Genomic DNA, 14,560 nt, shown 5'->3' with positions numbered 1-14,560 from the left:
CTCGTTCCATCCTCCCCTCCCCGATCATCTTGATTTGCCGATAAAGTTGATCAGATCGGGTGGAGCCCTAAAAGTTCCACGCATTTGTTATCTTTATAACTCATATAGTTATAAGATCTTACCTATGCTGCCGACATAACCGGGTAGCGTCGTATCGGCCTCACCTTCCTCGAGGGCCTCGTCGAGTCCTGCGACGGTGGGTAAGCCCCGCGTCGCCAACGACCTGGGGCGGGTGGTACCGACAATACCCGAGCATTTCCCATAAGGCGCCGTCGCATTTCGGGACAGGTAAAGGCCGAAGGGTATTTGCCCCCTCCCGGTCCTGCGGATCAACACCCGGCAGCACTCGCCCCGGAGCACCCAATACCTGCCTCGGAGTCACTGAAATCGCACCCGTTAATCCATCCAGGCTACCCCAAACGAGCGCGGACGGCCCACTCGCCGCCCGCCCATCCGACGAGATAGTACGCGCTGGAAAAGGGCAGCTCGCGGGCCCCTCCCGCCTGGCCTGTGACCTCGAGACCGCCCGAATGAATAGCATCGCTCGTGAGCCTGTCGGTGTCGAGGCCCTGGAGGGAGCGATCGGCCTCGTGCGGCTTGGACAGAGCGATGAGCGCGATCGGCTCGCGGAAGGGCACCTGGATAGCAGCCCCGCCGACGCACGGCCTCTGTGTCGTCTTCGTCCCGATCCCCGGCAGGCGCGTGAGCCGGGCGATGTCCTCGGAGCGGACGCAGTCCCCTCGCTTCCCGAGAGGATGGCGAGCGCGGTCGCTGCCCCGATGCTGTTGACGCGAATGAGAGTGCGGAACAGCCGCCGTTCAGCGTCGGTGTAGCGGTTAGGCCGGGCGACCGAGCAATAAGTCCCGAGAAAGCCAGGCTAACCAGTTAGAAATCGCAGTCTGATCCGTATTACGTTATGCTACCGTCGCTGGCTACGAATTTCAGCTTGGCAAATCGTAATGCTGTAATGGTAGACGGTGGACTCCATTCGAGAGTGTGCCAACCTTCCGGGGAACGGGTATGGGCGGGGGAGGGCGATGCGGGGGTACGGCATGGGAGCAACCCGGGCGCGGCGCGCCTGGCGGGTCAGCGCGTGCCGATCCGGGTGCCGCGGGTGCGCGGCGACGAGGGCGAGATCCCGGGGCGTGCCCATGCGGCGTTGCGGGGCTCGGGCGAAGTGGAAGATCGAAACGACAGAAGGCAAGATCCGACGCGCAGCATGATCAGGGGGCCGGGGGTCCGCTTCGAATTCCAACTAACAATGGGCTTGACTCCTCCATTCCATCGCGGCGTTTACACGTCGTAAATCCAACCGTTCCGTCACGTGGAAGGCGCTCAGGTTGATCACTGTCACGTCTGTGACGCCGCCCTCCCAACGGACGTGGGTGATGGCATCTGCGCGACCTGTGGCAGCACCATTCACCCTCGGGTCGGCCAGGGGGGAGCAGTTGCCAGGCAAGATCGGCACCTCTACCTCAAGCTCGTAGGCACCACGCTAGGTGAGCGCTACCAGATCCTGAGTCTCCTCGGCCGCGGGGGCATGGGCGTCGTCTTCCATGCGCTCGATGTACGACTCCGCGAGGAGGTGGCGATTAAACTGATCCTGCCTGGGCTCGTGGAGACGGGCTATTCGGACCGCTTCTTCGCAGAGGCACGCAGGGCCCGCGACCTCGTGCACGAAAACATCGTCCGCGTCTACAACCTCGAGGTCCTCGATGGCACCGCAGTCCTGGTCATGGAACTGCTCCACGGCATGGACCTAAAGGAGCGCCTTCGCAGGAACGGCGCGCTCCCAATTGACGAGACGCTTCGCATCGGCATCCAAGCCTGTTGCGGACTCGAGTACGCTCACATGCGTGGGTTCGTTCATCGAGACATCAAGCCGCAGAACCTCTTTCTAACCGAGGACGGGATCGTCAAGGTGCTCGACTTTGGCGTCGCCAAGGCCATCCACGACGATCCCGATGTCGTGCACACCGCACAGACCCAGACCGGCGGCCTGATCGGCACGCCAGCGTACATGTCCCCGGAGCAAGCGATGCGGCGCGCGGACCAGCGCATCGACATACGCGCGGACATCTACGCGATGGGTATCCTCCTCTACGAGTGCGTCACGGGGCAGCTCCCGTTCCGGGGTGAGTCACCGATCGAAGTGGTTGTCAAGCAGCTCAACGAGAAGCCTCTTCCCCCTTCGCAGCTTCGCCCGAACCTCCCGCTGGCGCTCGAGCAGACGATTCTGAAGGCGCTCGAGAAGGAGCGGGAGGCACGCCAACAGTCCGTCCGCGAGCTTCACGACAGTCTCAAGTGGATCGCGGAAGAAGCCCTCGTGCCGAGCTCAGGGCATTTGCAGCCCATCCCGCGACAGAAAGGCACGGAGAAGGTTCAGGCTCGCCGGCCGACGGCAGACCGCGATCTCCCGTGGAGGTACATCTTGGTCGCCGCAGCCGTCGTTCTGGCAGTGGCTGTCGGTCTGATCTTCATTGCCGTCGGCGATCCGCCCACGATAAAGGCGGCGGGTAGTGTCGCTGCGGGGGATCAGCACAGGATGGATGGACGGCTGGTCCCGGGAGACGGGAAGCTCTTCGAAGGAAATGCCTACGAGGCCTACAGCGAGGCGCTCGACCACGTCGCCGAGATCGAAGGCATGCCCGAGCGCGCCCATAGGCTCGAGACGGAAGCGCGCCGGGGCCTCAAGGCAGTGCTGACCGGCCTCATCCAGCGCTACGGAGCCAACCTCACTGACCTCGAGAAGCAGCTCGAGAGCTACTCTCCCGGGGCCATGCAGCCCGCCGCGCTCTTCGAGCATGTCGACGAGGGGCTCGAGGCGGCGAACGAGGCCGTCGGCGACGTCCGTCGGCTCTTCGGCGACGAGCCCGAGGTGGCCGCGTTCGAGGCGCGGGTGACCGCTCTCAATGACGGCTGGCCTGAGAAGCATGAGGTCCACGAGCGGTTGGCGACCGCCGAGAAGCTCATGGGCCAAGGCAACTGGGTGTCCCCCAAGGGCAACAATGCCCTGGAGGAGATCCGTCGCCTGCAGCTCGACCATCCCCAGCTCGCAGACGGCATAGGAGCCCACGCGAGCCTCTCTCGCATTCAGGACCACTTCAAGCAGCAGGCTCGAGAGCAGGAAATGCGCGCGTGGGGACCGGAGGGAGACACCGCGCTCTTTGCCGCCCTCGACAGCGTGAAAACGGCACTCCAGGTGGCGCCGGACGACCCGGATCTCATGGCCTGGCGCAAGGACCTCGAGCAGAAGACCGCGCGGATCCAAAGCGATCGGCAGCGCCAACAGTCCGCGGCGAAACTCGTCAAACAAGGGGACGAGCTGCGTCTAGCGGGCTCCCTGGTGAGCCCGCCCGGCGGCAATGCGGCGGAGCTCTACACGCTCGCGCTCGCGAAGGCACCGGGCAATGACGACGCTATGGACGGCCTGCGCCAGATCCGTGAGTCGCTTCTCCAGCGCGGACGCGCCGAGCTCGCTCGCAATGAGCCCGCCTCCGCGCTCGAAGCGTTCCAGGCCGCCGCCGCCATCCCCGGCCAAGCGAGCGAGGTCGCACCCCTGCTCGCGCGGGCCCAAAGCGAGCTGGATCTCCTGCGAAAGCGTGAGGCCACCGAGCGCGAGGTGCGCGGGCTTTTGGCCAGCGCCCAGACGTCGCTCCAGCAGGACAGCCTCGTGGGCCCTCGCGGCCGGAGCGCGCTCGACCTCTACCGGCGCATCTTGGAGCTCTCCCCGGGCAACTCCGAAGCCGTGGCAGGGATCGCGGCGGTCCGGACGCGCCTCGTGGAGCTGGCCGCCAAGGCGCGAGACGTCGGCGGCCTCGAACAGGAGCGCGAGCTCCTTGAACAGGCCCAGGGGATTGAGCGGACGGCCGAGGTCGTTGATCGGCTCGCTTCGATCCAAAGCGAGCTCGCTCGGCGCAAAGAGGAGGTGGAGCGACTCGAACGCGAGGAGCAGATCCGCGCACTCGTCTCCAAGGCCATCAAAGACCGCTCCGGGGGTCGGCTCGAGGAAGCGCTCCGTACCTACGGGGAGCTCAGGCGCATCGACCCCAGCAACACCGACATGCTCCAGGGCATCGCCACGATCAGGGGACGCCTGCTCGAGCTCGGTGATCAGGCGCTCGCCCAAAAGGACGTAGAGCAGGCACGGGACTACTTCCGACGAGCCAAGGACGCCGGCGCGGCCGAAGCGGACCAACGGCTCAAGTCCGTGGTGGCGAAGATCGAGGAGCGCAAGGCGCAGGACCAGCGCGAGCGCCTCTTGCGCGAGCAAGAGCTCGCGGAGCGTCAGCGGACCCGCGTAGAGGCCGAGCAGTTCCTCGAGGAGGCCCGGCGCGCCCTCGAGGCAGGTCGTGCCGGTGATGCCGTCGTCAAGGTGAAGGCGGGCATAGCCGAGGACCCGTCGGTCCCCGGCGCGACCGAGCTGCGGGGTAGCATCGTCCGATCCCTAACCGATTCCGCCCGGGGCCACCTCGCCAAGGCACGGGTGGACGACGCGCTCCGCGATCTGCAGGCTGCGGAGCAGCTCGACGTCGGTGCAGCGAGTGCGGTGAAGCTCTCGTTCATCGACGAAATGCTCGAAGCAAATAGATCGCCGCAATGCGACCAGATCGCACAAGTAGAGCAGCGCATTCAGGTGGCATCACGAGTCATGCCCAACGACAGCCGCCTTGGACTCGCCGATTCGCGCCTGGCTCAGATCAAAGCGCGGTGCGAAGAGAAACGCGTTCCTATGATACTTATTCCTCCCTCAGGTTGACAGCGTCCGTTCCTTTACTTGCAAAAGGGCAGCGTGAGGTGCCGAACGAGACGGACTTTCTGATGTGGTCACCAAGCGCGCGCCTTTGTTTTGACGGCCTTTAGCTCAATATGGCGAAGAGGCAGCGTGGGGATGCCGAAGCAACTGAGGCGACAAATTCCTGACCTGTGACGCTATGTGAATAGCTTGGGCAAGCGCAGTACTCGGTGACCTGGTAGCAGATGGCGAGTTGCCAAGGCCCTGGCGGCGTCGGCAAGTGATCATCCAAAGCCGGTCAGCTCTCGCATAACCAGCGGTTCTGCAGGCGAAGGACAAACAGTTCTACCTCCTCGATGGTTCGGGGATCCCCATGGCAGGAATGGCTCGACCGCACGATCAGCTCGGACTCGACCCCGTCGACGTGGGCGCTCGAGTACGCCATCACGCCGTCGCCGCCCTACGCGGCCGGGTCGCCCCCTTCGACCGCGATGCTGGAGTGGGTCTCCTTTTCCTACGAATTGCAACGTTGCAGACTGTCAATGCGCGGGCGCGGGCGGTGGACCGGGCCGAGGATTTCTCGCACTGGATCCGGGAGGGCCTGCCCGGTGTTTCGCGCCGAATGCGATGAGCGCGGCGTTCATACATGAAGAGATAATGGAGGGCGGCATGGTGACCGGAAGCTTGTATCGGATCGCAGTCCTGACGTTGTGGGCCTCACTCTGCTCGAACGCCGCGCTTGCCGCACCGTGTGACAAGGCCGGAGCGCAAGCGCAGGGCCGCCCCAGGATCGGCCTGGTGCTGGGCGGCGGCGGCGCACGGGGCGCCGCGCACGTAGGTGTGCTGAAGGTGCTGAAGGAGATGCATATTCCGATTGACTGCATTGCAGGCACCAGCATGGGCGCCATTGTCGGCGGGCTGTATGCTTCGGGCCTCAGTCCCGAAGTGATCGAACGCGAGATCCGGGACATGGACTGGGATGACGTGCTCGAGGATCAGCCGCCGCGACCGGAGCGACAGTTTCGCCGCAAGCGCGACGACGACAATTACTTGGTCAAGAAGCAGTTGGGATATGAATCCGGCCAGCTCGAGTTGCCGCTCGGCTACATACAAGGCCAGAAGCTGGATTTGGAACTGGTCCGCCTGACGCAGCACGTCGCCACTATCCGTCACTTCGACGAGCTGTCGATCCCGTTCCGCGCCGTGGCCACCGACATCGAGACGGGGGACGAGATCGTGCTCAGCTCGGGAAATCTGGCCCGCGCGATTCGTGCCAGCATGGCGGTGCCTGGAGCGTTCGACGCCGTGGAGCTTGATGGCAGGCTCCTGGTCGACGGCCTGGTGACCAATAATGTTCCGCTGGATGTTGCGCGGAAGATGGGTGCTGACGTTGCGATCGTGGTGAATGTCGGCACACCGCTCAAGGAACGCAGCGAGATCACGTCTGCGTTGGCCATCATCGAGCAGTACTCGAACATAGTGGGCCAGCAGAACGTTATGCGGCAACTGGACACATTGGGCGAGACGGATATTTACATCCAGCCCAAGTTGGGCGACATCTCGACCTCTGACTTCAACCGTGCAGCCGAGACCATTGGCCTCGGCGCGGACGCCGCCAGGACTGCAAGCGCAAAGCTTGCCAAGCTGGCTACCACGCCCTCCGGCTACAGTGACCACCTGGCTGCCCGTGGCGGACGGGTCGGGGAGGCGCCTATTGTCGGCTTCGTGCGCATAGAAAATAAGTCCAAGATCGGCGACGACGTCCTAGCGCATCCTTTCCAAGCGCTCATCGGCAAGCCACTCGATCAGAGAACGCTCAAGAGAAGCATCGAGGAGTTATACGGCTGGAACATCTTCGAGAGTATTCGTTACGAAATCATTGAAGAAGAGGACAAGCAGGGGTTGCTCGTGCATGTGAGGGACAAGAGCTGGGGGCCAAATTACGTCCAGCTCGGCCTCGCCCTGTCGACCGATTTCGAAGGCGACAGCACCTGGAATATCGGCGTGAGCCTGCTCAAGACCGCGCTCAACCGCCGTGCCGGCGAGCTGCGGCTGGCTGCCCAGATCGGCGACTCACCTCTGGTGTTGGCGGAGCTCTACCAGCCGCTGGATGTCGGCTTGCGGTACTTCATTAGCCCACAGCTATTTTTCGACAGCCGCAGTTTCAGTCGATTCGAGGACGGTGAGGAGATCGAAGAGATCCGCGTGAAGCGCTACGGTGGCGGTCTGGCCGCCGGTCGGGTGCTCGGCCGCTGGGGCGAGATCAGAGTAGGACTGCGACGCTACGCGGGTGACGGGGAGGTGCGCATCGGTGATCCTGCAACGTCTGACTTCGATTTCGATAGCGCCGAGGCGTACCTGCGACTTTACTACGACACGCTCGACAACCGAAACTGGCCGCGTTCGGGGGCCCTCGGCAGCCTGGAATGGATCGAGTCCGTGGAGAGCCTGGGGGCGGACTCCGACTTCTCGCAACTACTGTATATGGGCGGGCTCGCCCACTCCTGGGACAAGAACACCTTCTTCGGCGGGTTTGAATTCGACTACACCGCCGACGGCGTTGCGCCGGTACAGAACCGCTTCCGCGCCGGCGGATTTACCAAGTTCTCCGGCTTTACGCAGGACCAACTAAGCGGCCAACAGCTGCTGCTGCTGCGCAGCGGTTACTACCGCCGTTTGGGCAACGTCGAGTGGCTGCCCGCCTATGCCGGCATCTCGCTCGAATACGGCAACGTCTACGAGGACCGCGACGACATCAGCCTGGCGCCCGACGAGGCATTGCTTGCCGGGTCCGTATTCCTGGGGTTGGATACGGTGCTCGGGCCGGTGTACCTGGGCTATGGTCACGCCGAGCAGGGCAACGACAGCATCTACCTGTATCTCGGCCGGTTGTTCTGATCGGTTCCACTGCATCGATATAGCCCTTTAAAAACGCCGCCAGATGTGCGGCGATCGGCTGTTCCCGAGCTTCCGCCTTGCCCTTTAGATAGGTAGATTACACGCCCGCCGCGGTGCTCAGCGGGCGCGCTGCCCTTGCTGGTATCCTTGCTGATAGGCGTTGTCCTCCGACTGCTTGTGCTGGTCGTAGAGGTAGCCGCCCAAGAGGCCGGTGGCCGCACCGATCCCAGCTCCGAGACCGGCATTCCCGGCGATCGCCCCGATGACGGCACCGCCCGCCGCACCCATCGTGGTGCCGCTCAGCGTCCGTTGCTGCGAGGTGGTCATCCCCGCGCAACCCGCCAATCCAATCGTGAGAGATGCAACCAAAAGTAGATGTCGATGACGTTTCATATCCGTGTGCCCTCCTGATCAGGAATCACATGGCCATGTTTCGATCTGCGAACTTGAACAAGGTCTCAACCGCGGGTTGTTGTTGTACTGGGGATGAGTCTGTGCCCACGCGACGAAGGCGCGGATCGCCTCGTCCCGCGAAGGCTGAGGATTGGGCAGGCAGAAGAGCGGCTTTCGGTCCGGCACCGAGGTCATCGCCCGGTAATAATGGTAGGCGCCGACCACGTATCCGTGGCAGAAATTGGCCGCCGCGGTGTGCAGGGCGTCCTCTTTCGGCACGGAACACAAGGTCACGATATCGAGCGCGTTGCGGACCAGAAAACTGTCGTGCGTATCCGCACGGGACTGGGGCGGCCACAACGCCGCCCCCAACCACACGCAAGCCGTAAACAGGGTCAGCGTTCTTCGTGTCATTGTCGTCCTCCGGTCTTGAGCGCGCGATCACAGAGCCGCCATTGGCATAGCCAGGATAAGCATGGTAGAAGCGGGGCCCGAAGTCAACCGCGAGTGGACACCGCTCCCCTCGCTACCGATCTGTGCCCTTGGTCCAGTCCCCTGCCCCGTGTCTCCCGGCATCGGTGGACGCGCGGCGGATCGCTCATTGCGTCGCGATCCACTCGCAGTGTTCGGCGCGCGCGCCTGGACCTGGATTAGGGGGGACGCGGAGGCATCCGATCGGGCGGGTGATAGATAACCGTTGTGTGCTGTGATCGTGTGTTCATGTGAGAAAACCGAGCGTTCGTTCGATGAGCCAAAAGGCGGCAACGCTACCGATTGCATAGGCGGCCACCGATTCCGACGCGGCGTAGGCGGGCTTCGGATCGATGCCGAGTTGGCTGAGTCTCCTGCCGATAAAGGCCACGCCCGTCAGCGCGGCCATGACAGACGCGATGAAGAGGAGTTGTCCGAGCTCGACGCCGACGTTGAAAAGCAGCAGCGCGAGTGGAATGGCATTCTGCGGGAGGCCGACTTCGTGGAGCGCACCGGCGAAACCAAAGCCATGCAGCAATCCGAACGTGAACGCCACGACCCACGGCCAGCGCTCGGTCAATCCCGCCCGGCCCTGGCGACGGTGGACGATCTCGCAGGCCACGAACACAATAGAGAGTGCGATGACCGCCTCCACCGGTGGTCCCGGAACGCTCACGAATCCCAGAGTGGCCGCGGCCAGGGTGATGCTGTGTGCCAGCGTGAAAGCGGTAATGGTTCCGACAAGTCGCCGCCAGCCTTTCACCAGGATGAGAAGCGCGAGCACGAACAGGAGATGGTCGATGCCCAGCAGGATGTGCTCGACACCGAGCACGAGGTAAGTGCGGGCGATCTCGAGCGCACGCGGCACGGCTTCCACCACGAACGACGGCGCGGACGGCGTGAGGCGGATGACTTGCGTGGTTCCGTCGCCGCGTTCCACGCGCACGAGCACATCGGTCATCGTAGCGCTGAGACCGGCGATATGAATCGTGCCGCCGGTCAGGCCGCCGGCGCGCTTAATGCTCCAGCGTTCCGTAAAGGCGCTGTTGACGAAGGAGGCACGTGGCTCGCTCAGGTTGGTGGAGCCGGCCGGGAGCTCCACGTAGAGGCCGAGCCGGAGATCCTCGCCTCGACCAGGCACCTTCCAAAACACGTCGTAGGTCTCCGGGCCGGTCTGCTTGAGCTCGAGATAGGCAGGCCGGACCTCATGGGCGAGCACGCCGCCGGCGGAGGCGGCGAGCAGCAAGAAGACAAGGAGGACGCCTTTTTTTTTCATATAATATGTCATCGTCCCCTCTCCGCCGCGAGCCTGTCATTATCCATCGGCTGCGGGCGCTCAATGGTCACTTTGTAAGGTTTGAGCAGCCCTTGATAGAACTTCTCGTTGGCTTCCAGCCGCTCGGCGTTGGCCCACTCGCGCCGCACGGCTTCCCGCACTTCCTCCAGCGCGGGAACGCGTCCCCCCGTGCGCTGGCCGACGAACACCAGATGCACGCCGTAGCCGGACTCGACCGGCCCCTGCCAGTGGCCGGGCGAAAGCTCACCCAATTTAGCCGCGAACGCTTCGCCGAACTGCTTCGCGACCTCGCTGCCCGGAACCGCCTCGAACTCATGGCTAAGCAAGAAGGGGTCGCCCAGCGCCGAGACATCGGCTTTGGCGCCGGCCTCGTTTAACTTTGCGAGGAGTAGCTCGGCATCGCGCGCGAGATTTTGGCCGTGGCGATCCGGGTTGAGATAGACCTGACTGAACGTGAACCGCTGCTCGACGCGAAACGTCTCTGGGTGTGCTTTCAAATACGCGCTCAGCTCGTCATCGGTGGGCTCGGCCTGGGCGGCGACGTCATCGGTGACGAATTCCATTTTCTGCCGAAGACGGCGGCGGATGACGATGTCGTCCTTGTCCAACCCGAGTGCCATCGCCTCGCGGTAATAGACTTCCTCGCGAACATAGTCCTGGATCAAACCCTCCAGCTCGCTGTCGGTGGGCGGACGTTGCCAGGTGCGAGCGAAGCCGATCGCCAGCGACTCGATCTGCCCCTGCGTGGCGACGATCTCTCCCGGCTCGCTGCCGGTGCGCTCGCCCACGAGGCCGAAGACGACGAACAGTCCCGCCCCCAGCAGAAGGAAATGCACCAGCGGTTCGCGCAGGAGTTTCTTCATATGAAACCTCACGGGTTCCTACTTCTCCGGCGTATACCAGATCGGCGAGGTATAGGCGCGCTCGGTCGTGGTCATCGGAACCTCGGGCGGCATCTTCACGCTGAACTTCTTGGCGTCATACCCCGTCCAGCGCGGTGTCGGGATTTCGATGACGCGCCCGTAGTAGAAAGCGCGGAGCGCAGGATCGAAGTCCGGGTCTTTCCAAACTGCGATCAACTCCGGCGCGCCGATGGTGTTGCTCCAGGTGGCGTTCGGCACGTCCACGGTGTTGCCCACCGCCGTCTTGCAGCGGCCATCCGCGCCGATTTCGCGACCGCCGGAAACGGCAACGTCGTAAATCTTCTCATGCAATTCGCCCTTCGCATCGAGCCAGCCCTTGATGATCTGGTAGCGGTCGAGATTCCCGCCGATGGGATCTTTGAGCGCCGCCACGAGGAAGGTCGGCGCTTTGCCGGCGGGTGCGTTGTTCAGGTCGCCGCCCATCGGGACGCCCTTGGTGTAGCCGATCTGTGCTGGCATGCGGTTGACCGCGTCCTTCGCGTCGAAGTCGAAGCCGCCGAAAAAGCGCACGGCCATGCGCGAGCCGGTGGTGGCGTAGGTCTCGCGGCGCTTCATCGCGTCGAAGATGGACTCGCGCGTGTTCTCCTTCGCCCAGACGGCTGCGTAGCCCGAGGCGGTCTGTTCCCAGCCCATGATGACGGCCTTGGCGGTCTTCATAAAGGGATGCGTCGCCCGGGTCGGACTGGGTTCGGAGGCGGAGGTCTTGCCGAAGAAGTTGTCCTCTTCGACCGCGGCAAGGCCGGTGTGCGCGTCGGTCGATCCAACCATGCCGAACTTGTAAGGATTGACGCCCAGCTCGTTTTCCAGCTTGAGACCGTTCTTGAGCGCCGACCGGGCGTACTCGAACTCGAACATCTCCGGCTTCTTCAGTTCGCTTAAATCCAGGTTGCCCTTGTCCCAGCGCTCGAAGTTCGCGAATTCGTCGTTGGGCGAGAGGAACGGATGCGACTCGCCATCGCCCTTGATTTGCGTGGCTTCGTAGAGACGCTCCCACTTCGCGCGGGTCTCGGCATATTCGCGGTCAATCTTCTTGCCGGTGCCGGGCTCGATGATCGGAAACATGCGCCCGTTGCTCAGATTACCGTTGTGCGCAATGGCGAGCACCTCGCCGCCGGTCTTTTCCTCGTAGGCGGTCATCCATTTCCACAGGTCGCGCGGATCATCGCTGCCCATCGGCGGATAAACGGTGAACGGTTCGACCCGGCTGGCCTTGTCGCCGTCGTCGCGGAAGATGACGTTGCGGTGCAGGTTGTTTCCGCCGGTGTTCGAGGTCCACTCATAGCCGATGAAGGCCGTGAATCGCCCCGGCTCGTTTGCTTCCTCTGCCGCCTTGATTGTCTCGCGCCACGCCGTGCGATAGGCGGGGGTGCCGGGGAGAAACTCCAGTGCCTTTGGAAATTTGCCCTGCGAGAACGCGATGATGATCTCGAGCGCTGCGTCCGCGCCTTTGCCCGATTGGATCATGTCATACCAACGGCGGCCCGTCGGGTCGGCCAGCATTTTGGGATCGGCTGCGAAGAGTTGCGGGAAGAAACCCATGTTGTCCGAGTGATCGGTCACCACGAGGAAGTCGAGCGGCCGGGAGAGTTCGACCTGCTGGCCGCTGGAGGCGGTGATCTCTTCGCCCCTGGCAAAGCGATACGCATCCTTCGGTCCGAGCCGGGCGCCGAATGCCCCAGCATCCATCGAGAACGACGTGTGCAGATGGGTGTCGCCGAAAAACGGCCGCGTGGGGAAGTTGCGACCCGCATAAGGCGAGTAAGGCGGTTTCTTGAATGCCTGCTCGGCGGTCGCCTTGTCGAGCGTGCCGATGTCGGTGGTGGCGGCTTCCTCAGCAGCGAGGGCCGGGAGCGCGAGGCTCGCAGCGGCGAGCGCGAGGGTTGTGGTGAGTGTGATGAGTCTTGTAGGCATGATTGGTGTTCCTTTCGGTTTCATTTCACGAGTTCGATCTCGCCCGGCCGCCAGGTCTTCTCGAACCACGGATCGAGCGGGCCATACAACCGGAAGATCGCGAACCAACCTTTGCCCGGCACGGTTGCAATCCAGTTGGCTTCCCTGTCCTTGGGCGCTTTGGAGCCGAAGGTGAGATCCACCGAGCCGTCGGCGTTGACGATCAGCTTGTCGCGTTTATTATTCCTACTGGGGAACGGCTGACTCGTCTGGAGTTCTGAGCGCGTCTGCGGATCGTAAATAACCACCGACCAGAAATCTTTGGCGGGGACGTTCGCCGGAACGTGGAGTTGGTAATTCTTTGCGCCGTCGAACGGGTTGCCGGCGTTGTCGGCGAAGCTGATCGCGTATTGCGAGCCCTTGCCTACGATCTTCGCCTCCATCTTTGGAGTGTTCACAGTGTAGCCGTAATAATACTTCGTGCGCGCATCCAAGTTGCGGCCGGCATTTCCGCCATCTTCGAGCCATCGGTAGTCGGCGGTGCCGAAAAGAGTCGTCCATTGGCTGCCCGGGTAGAAGGCATTTCGCGAATCACGATCGCGGAAATGTATCGCTCGCGCGGTCGCGTTACCCACCGCGACGGCGTCGGTCAGGATCTTTTTCATGCGTTCATCGGGCGCGAACTTTTGCCCCTTCTTGATGCCGATGCTTGCCGCCAGGCCGCGCAGTTCGGGATCGATGAAATCAATCGGCTCTTTCTGGATCACGTGATCGAGTTCATTGAAGAACTCGAAGTTGTTGGCGTGCACCGTGTTGAAAGAAACCTTGGAGCTGCTGATGAACTCCATCTTCGGCGGGTTGGCGGCCTTGCTGAACGGATAAACCTTGACGCCCTCCCTGAACATCTTTACGGCCGCATCGGTCTTGCCATCGACGAGGAAGCCGCGAAGAGGCACCCAGTTGACGTACGAAGGGGAATTCCGGACGAAGTAGTCGCCACCGTCCTTCTTGTCCTTCGGCAAGCTGCCTTCATAGCCAGGAGGAACGATGAGGTATTTGCCGCCTTTGCCTTGATCCGGGCCGGGCCCGCCCATGTCTTCGACAAAACGGAAGAACGCGTCGTTCACGGTGCCGGGACCGGTGCCGGCCGGGACTTCAACGACAGTCGGGCCGTCCACTTCCAGATCCAGGAACATGAGGCAATAGACGGTGTCGGTGTTGCCCGTGAGAAACAGCGGGTTGGAATCCATCAATTGATCGAACAGCAGGGCCTGATTGCTCTTGGTGGCGCCGTGCTCGATGGCGCCCAGGCGTAATCCTTCCATGGATGCGGCAGGAATGAAGTTGAGGAAAACCTCAACGCCACGGAGAAAGTCGAGATGGTCGTAAACGGTTTTGGTCGTCTCCGCCGTGGGGACGCCGTCCACGAACTTGAGCGTTCCAATAGGTGTTTCCACCGTATCGGGCGTCATGATCTTCTCAGGGATCTCGGTGTTGAATCCGGGAGTCTTTGCCTGCGCGCTCGTGATGACCAGCACGCTCGCAAGTGCGGCGACAATGATGTTTTGTTTTCGGAAGATCTTCATAACTTTCCTCCTTTGAGGTGAACACGGGTTTTAATGCCGACGGGACTAAGAGAGGCGCGATTATACGTTTGTTGATCTTAAATCCGCGTGATTCATTTCGGAAACAGGAACGTGATGACGAAGCGTAGGCCCCAGTCCGGTCCGCCTTCGGGCTTCTCGGCGTAGTAACGCCCGCCGAGCGTGAGCTGGATGGGCTGCTTGCCGAGCTTGAGGAGTTGGCTGACTTGCAAATTCAGCGGCGCTGTCCATTGGTTATTTTCCCAATCGTAGGTGGACTCGGTGTTCAGGCCGAACGTCGTGAACGTCTTCGTGGTGTAGGAGACGAACGGTTGAAGGAACGTCGCGTTCACGTCGGCGGTGCTCCCCT

General features: G+C 62.6%; 11 protein-coding genes and 1 pseudogene. 2 read left to right on the top strand and 10 right to left on the bottom strand.

Annotated elements, in window-relative coordinates; translation table 11 throughout:
• Positions 1 to 410: 410 nt before the first annotated feature.
• Positions 411 to 638 carry a hypothetical protein gene (locus tag M3461_15455; protein ID MDQ3775640.1) on the bottom strand — a complete coding sequence of 76 codons (228 nt, stop codon included), beginning with the start codon at positions 636 to 638 and terminating at the stop codon, positions 411 to 413.
• Positions 639 to 665: 27 nt separating this feature from the next.
• A pseudogene (locus M3461_15450) lies at positions 666 to 829 on the bottom strand (helix-hairpin-helix domain-containing protein).
• A gap of 552 nt (positions 830 to 1,381) precedes the next feature.
• On the opposite strand from M3461_15450, the gene M3461_15445 reads away from it, so the two are divergent.
• A complete protein-coding gene (locus M3461_15445; GenBank protein ID MDQ3775639.1) occupies positions 1,382 to 4,759 on the top strand; it encodes a protein kinase in 3,378 nt (1,125 codons plus the stop codon).
• A 274-nt stretch (positions 4,760 to 5,033) separates the two neighbouring features.
• On the opposite strand, the gene M3461_15440 is transcribed toward M3461_15445, so the two are convergent.
• A complete protein-coding gene (locus M3461_15440; protein ID MDQ3775638.1) occupies positions 5,034 to 5,180 on the bottom strand; it encodes a hypothetical protein in 147 nt (48 codons plus the stop codon).
• 182 nt (positions 5,181 to 5,362) lie between these two features.
• Between M3461_15440 and M3461_15435 the strand changes: the two genes are divergently transcribed.
• The gene (locus M3461_15435; GenBank protein MDQ3775637.1) at positions 5,363 to 7,633 is read left to right on the top strand and encodes a patatin-like phospholipase family protein; all 2,271 of its coding nucleotides are present in this window, start codon (positions 5,363 to 5,365) and stop codon (positions 7,631 to 7,633) included.
• A 117-nt stretch (positions 7,634 to 7,750) separates the two neighbouring features.
• On the opposite strand, the gene M3461_15430 is transcribed toward M3461_15435, so the two are convergent.
• The 7 genes from M3461_15430 to M3461_15400 all read right to left on the bottom strand — a co-directional run.
• Complete coding sequence (locus tag M3461_15430) at positions 7,751 to 7,960, bottom strand: glycine zipper family protein (GenBank protein ID MDQ3775636.1); 210 nt, start codon at positions 7,958 to 7,960, stop codon at positions 7,751 to 7,753.
• An 84-nt stretch (positions 7,961 to 8,044) separates the two neighbouring features.
• Complete coding sequence (locus tag M3461_15425; protein ID MDQ3775635.1) at positions 8,045 to 8,440, bottom strand: hypothetical protein; 396 nt, start codon at positions 8,438 to 8,440, stop codon at positions 8,045 to 8,047.
• A 304-nt stretch (positions 8,441 to 8,744) separates the two neighbouring features.
• On the bottom strand, positions 8,745 to 9,773 hold the full coding sequence (locus tag M3461_15420; GenBank protein ID MDQ3775634.1) for a HupE/UreJ family protein: 1,029 nt from the start codon (positions 9,771 to 9,773) through the stop codon (positions 8,745 to 8,747).
• Positions 9,774 to 9,781: 8 nt separating this feature from the next.
• Positions 9,782 to 10,657 (bottom strand): peptidylprolyl isomerase, encoded by an 876-nt coding sequence (locus M3461_15415; GenBank protein ID MDQ3775633.1) that lies wholly within the window; start codon positions 10,655 to 10,657, stop codon positions 9,782 to 9,784.
• 18 nt (positions 10,658 to 10,675) lie between these two features.
• Complete coding sequence (locus M3461_15410) at positions 10,676 to 12,628, bottom strand: DUF3604 domain-containing protein (GenBank protein MDQ3775632.1); 1,953 nt, start codon at positions 12,626 to 12,628, stop codon at positions 10,676 to 10,678.
• A gap of 20 nt (positions 12,629 to 12,648) precedes the next feature.
• A complete protein-coding gene (locus tag M3461_15405) occupies positions 12,649 to 14,193 on the bottom strand; it encodes a DUF1254 domain-containing protein (protein MDQ3775631.1) in 1,545 nt (514 codons plus the stop codon).
• 92 nt (positions 14,194 to 14,285) lie between these two features.
• Positions 14,286 to 14,560 (bottom strand): transporter (locus tag M3461_15400; GenBank protein MDQ3775630.1); only part of this gene is annotated, 275 nt, incomplete at its 5' end.

The sequence above is a fragment of the Pseudomonadota bacterium genome (assembly GCA_030860485.1).
GTDB lineage: Bacteria > Pseudomonadota > Gammaproteobacteria > JACCXJ01 > JACCXJ01 > JACCXJ01.
This window is presented reverse-complemented; position numbering and strand designations above follow the sequence as displayed.

Bases quoted from the DNA above. Each gene is read 5' to 3' on its own strand.
- M3461_15420 (MDQ3775634.1), bottom strand. From the start codon at position 9,773: ATGAAAAAAAAAGGCGTCCTCCTTGTCTTCTTGCTGCTCGCCGCCTCC.
- M3461_15410 (MDQ3775632.1), bottom strand. From the start codon at position 12,628: ATGCCTACAAGACTCATCACACTCACCACAACCCTCGCGCTCGCCGCT.
- M3461_15405 (MDQ3775631.1), bottom strand. From the start codon at position 14,193: ATGAAGATCTTCCGAAAACAAAACATCATTGTCGCCGCACTTGCGAGC.
- M3461_15425 (MDQ3775635.1), bottom strand. From the start codon at position 8,440: ATGACACGAAGAACGCTGACCCTGTTTACGGCTTGCGTGTGGTTGGGG.
- M3461_15430 (MDQ3775636.1), bottom strand. From the start codon at position 7,960: ATGACCACCTCGCAGCAACGGACGCTGAGCGGCACCACGATGGGTGCG.
- M3461_15435 (MDQ3775637.1), top strand. From the start codon at position 5,363: ATGAGCGCGGCGTTCATACATGAAGAGATAATGGAGGGCGGCATGGTG.
- M3461_15440 (MDQ3775638.1), bottom strand. From the start codon at position 5,180: ATGGCGTACTCGAGCGCCCACGTCGACGGGGTCGAGTCCGAGCTGATC.
- M3461_15415 (MDQ3775633.1), bottom strand. From the start codon at position 10,657: ATGAAGAAACTCCTGCGCGAACCGCTGGTGCATTTCCTTCTGCTGGGG.